The sequence below is a fragment of the Actinomycetes bacterium genome (assembly GCA_036510875.1).
Classification (GTDB): Bacteria; Actinomycetota; Actinomycetes; order Prado026; family Prado026; genus DATCDE01.
Genome location: DATCDE010000065.1, coordinates 1 through 3,382, shown reverse-complemented (window position 1 = coordinate 3,382; position 3,382 = coordinate 1). Strand labels below are relative to the sequence as shown.

Annotated in this window: 3 protein-coding genes; 2 read left to right on the top strand and 1 reads right to left on the bottom strand. The window is 72.3% G+C overall.

The features are described 5' to 3' along the window. Positions 1–410: 410 nt before the first annotated feature. The gene (locus VIM19_03550) at positions 411–1,391 is read left to right on the top strand and encodes a transposase (GenBank protein ID HEY5183983.1); all 981 of its coding nucleotides are present in this window, start codon (positions 411–413) and stop codon (positions 1,389–1,391) included. 384 nt (positions 1,392–1,775) lie between these two features. Next, positions 1,776–2,078 carry a DUF2293 domain-containing protein gene (locus VIM19_03545; GenBank protein HEY5183982.1) on the top strand — a complete coding sequence of 101 codons (303 nt, stop codon included), beginning with the start codon at positions 1,776–1,778 and terminating at the stop codon, positions 2,076–2,078. 53 nt (positions 2,079–2,131) lie between these two features. Here the strand turns inward: VIM19_03545 and VIM19_03540 are convergent. Beyond that, a partial coding sequence (locus VIM19_03540; protein HEY5183981.1) for an aromatic amino acid ammonia-lyase occupies positions 2,132–3,382 on the bottom strand: 1,251 nt, incomplete at its 5' end.

Genomic DNA, 3,382 nt, shown 5'->3' with positions numbered 1-3,382 from the left:
CTCATCGGTCAACACCCGGCGATTGTCCACGGGCACGACCTTGCCCGACTCGGCTGTGAGGAGCCGTCAGACACGCCCTAGGCCCACGAACGGACAGCTGCGGACTCCGAGGCCGGAGTCCTTACCTAATGTCGATTGTGGCCCTGCGGGGGTCGTGAGTTCGACCGGAGCGGCTGCGTTGTCCGTAGGGTGCTGATGGCCTCGTGGGGGTCGTGAGTTCCGGTGGAGCGCATGGCGACTCCTTCCAACTGAGTGGCCTCCGCGGGGTCGGCCCGGTGGGTGGTGGCTTCCTTGTTCGGGAACGTGGAGCCGTCGATGCGTGTCGGACTTCTCTTGATCGGTGTCTGGGGTGCGCCGCCTCTCATGACCGGGCCTGGTGAGCTCGATCGAGAGGGGTTGTCAGGATGCGGGTGACGTTGGGCATCGACCTGGCGTGCCGGGCCGATCATCAGGCCAGCCTGGCCAACGAGCGCGGTGAGTTCGTGTGGTCGGGGGTCCGGTTCCGCACCACGGTCGCGGACCTGCAGGGGCTGTGGTCGCGGGTCCCGGCAGAGGCTGAGGTGACAGTGGTGCTCGAGCCGACCCGTAACGCGTGGGCGGCGCTGGCTGCGTGGTTCACCCGGCAGGGCGCGCGGGTGGTGATGGTGCCCTCGACGCAGTCGGCGGGCCTGCGGGCGTACTACTCCAAGCATGCCAAGAACGACCGGCTGGACTCCCGGGTGCTGGCCCGGCTGCCGCTGCTGCACCCCGAGGGGCTGCGCCCGGTATCGGGCGCCGGGCCGGCGGATGCTCTGCGGCGCGCCAGCCGTCGGAGGGGTTCGCTGGTGCAGCGGCGGACCGCGGTGATGGCCCGACTCGACGCCCTCGTCGAGCTGCTCGGTCCGGCCTGGCACGGCGTGCTGGGCAGCGACTACGAGAAGACCGCGATCGCGGTGCTGGCCCACTACCCTGACCCCACCCAGCTGCTGGGACTGGGACCGAGAAGGCTGGAAGCATTCCTGCGCAAGCACTCCCGCGGCCACTGGGGCCCGGCCCAGGCCGACGCCCTGCGGGCCGCGGCGCGGGAGTCGATCGCGTTGTGGGACGGCGGGATGGACTTCGCGGCTCTGGCTGACGACATCCGCGCCGAGGCCGCCCAGTACTTGTTCCTTGACGACCAGATCGGCCCGGTCGATGCGCGTATCGCCGCCCTGGTCGCCGAACGCGACCCTGCGGGCATCATGACCTCGGCCCCGGGGGTCGGTCCGGTCGTGGCCGGGATCATCGCCGGACGCATCGGGGATCCGCGCCGGTTCAGCAGCCTGGCCGCGGTCCGCAAGTTCGGGCCTGGTCCCGACCGTCACGGCCTCGGGCACCCTGTCCGGAGCCGGCAAGGTCGCCAAGGCCGGTGACGGCGTGCTGCGTCACGGCGCATTCATCGCCGCGGACTCAGCGCGGCGCACCGACCCGCAGCTGGCCGCGAAGTACGCCCAACTGATCAACGACGGGCACCACCACCACGACGACGCCGTCGTGCACCTCGCCGCGACCTTGCTGACCCGGACCGTGGCCTGCTGGCGTGACGGCGGCCGCCGGCCGGTCCTGGCTGTGCTGGCAACCGCGAAGCCGCCACCGCGCCCACCGACGGCTGCTCGGGCTCTGGCCCGGCCGAGGCGATCCGAGCCGCCGAGGATCGCGCAAAGCAGACGACCGACAAGCGAGCGGCCGCCCGGCAGGTATCAGCCCAGTCGCGGGCGCGGCGCGCAGATTGCTACCAGGCCGATCTGCGCGAGGCGGTGCTGGCATTCCTCAACTTCGCTCCGCAGCACGCCGAGCTGGCCGAGCGGATCGCGGCCGAGACTGCGGCGCATGCGGCGGTAGTTGGCAGCGGACGTGTCGGCCGTACCCAACTGCTGAGTCTGGAGGAGAAGGCGGCGCTGGCCGCGCAGGCACACATCCGCCATCGCTATACCGCATACGAAGACCAGCTCGATGACCTGCCGTTCGAGGCATGGGACGAAGACGACCTCTACCGCGAGATCAAGGGCGCCGCGCACGAGGCCGTCGCCGACTTCCTCGAGGACCACCGTCAGCGTTAGCAGCAGTTACCAACAGGCTCTCGAACCGGTCCTAAGGGGTTCGATATCACACGTCAGGGTCGCCTGGACGGTCCGCCGGGGAAGCGCTCGCGGAGCGCTCGGTGGATGTCGTCCGCCGCCGCTGCGGGTGCCTGCCTGGCGGTGTGGATCGCTTGGTCGACGGTGCGCAGCGCCGCGGTCGTGCCGGAGCCCAGCGTGTGCCGCGTGGGCGCGCCAGCCAGGACGTCGTGGGCGAGCAGGAGCTCCACGGCGAGCAGGTCCTCGAGCAGTGCCAGCGCCACGTCGGTCAGTCGTACGGTCAGTGGCGCCGCGGTGGCGTGGTCCTCGACACCGAGGTCCTGCGGCGGGGTGTCCAGGGTCGCGGGTGCGGCGAGGTGCCGCAGCTCGGAGTACAGCGCGGCCGCCGGGTAGCGCAGCTGGAGCCCGTACGCCGTGCCCGGCCGGGGACCGCCACTGCTCAGGTTCTGGAAGAACGACGCCCACAGGTGCGCCATGCGGCGTTCACTCAGTTGGCCGACGTGCGCGAGCGCGATGCGCAGCGCGTCGAACGACAGGGCCAGCAGCATCGGGTGGAAGTTGCCGTTGCTGAGCAGTAGCCCATCGGTCAGGGACACCAGCGGGTTGTCCGCAGCGGCGTTGAGCTCGGTGGTGACGGCGCGCCGTGCCGCCGCGGTCTGCTCGCGGAACGCCCCGTGGACCTGCGGCACCACCCGGAACGAGATCGCGTCCTGTACGGAGCGGCTCGCTCCGGGCTCGAGCAAGGCGCTGCCCGCCAGCAGCTCCCGCAGGTGGTCGGCGGCCCGGGCCTGTCCGGGCACGCCCTTCGCGCGCGCGACAGCCGGATGGACGATCGACGGGTTCGCGGACGTCGCCTCCATCGACAGCGCCGCCGCGACGTCCCCGGCCCCGGCGGCCCGCTCGGCGCGGGCCACCACGAGCGCCGCGTGCCCGACCGACACGCCGTTGGCGGCCACTAGGGCCAGCCCGTCCCGGCCGGCGAGGACCAGCGGTGCGATCCCGGCGCGGCGCAGCGCCTCCCCGCCGGGCAGCACCTCACCGGCGAGCTCGGCTCGCCCCTCGCCGACCGCGACCTGCGCGATGCCCGCCATCTGGCCGAGGTCCCCGGCTCCGATGGACGCCGTCGACGGCAGCACGGGGTGCACGCCCGCGTTGAGCATCGCCACCAGGACGTCTGCGGCGGCCAGGCTCGCCCCGGACCCTCCGCGTGCGATCCCGTTGAGCCGGACCGCCATCGCCGCACGCACCAGCGGCGTCGCCAGCGGCGGACCGACGCCACCACTGTG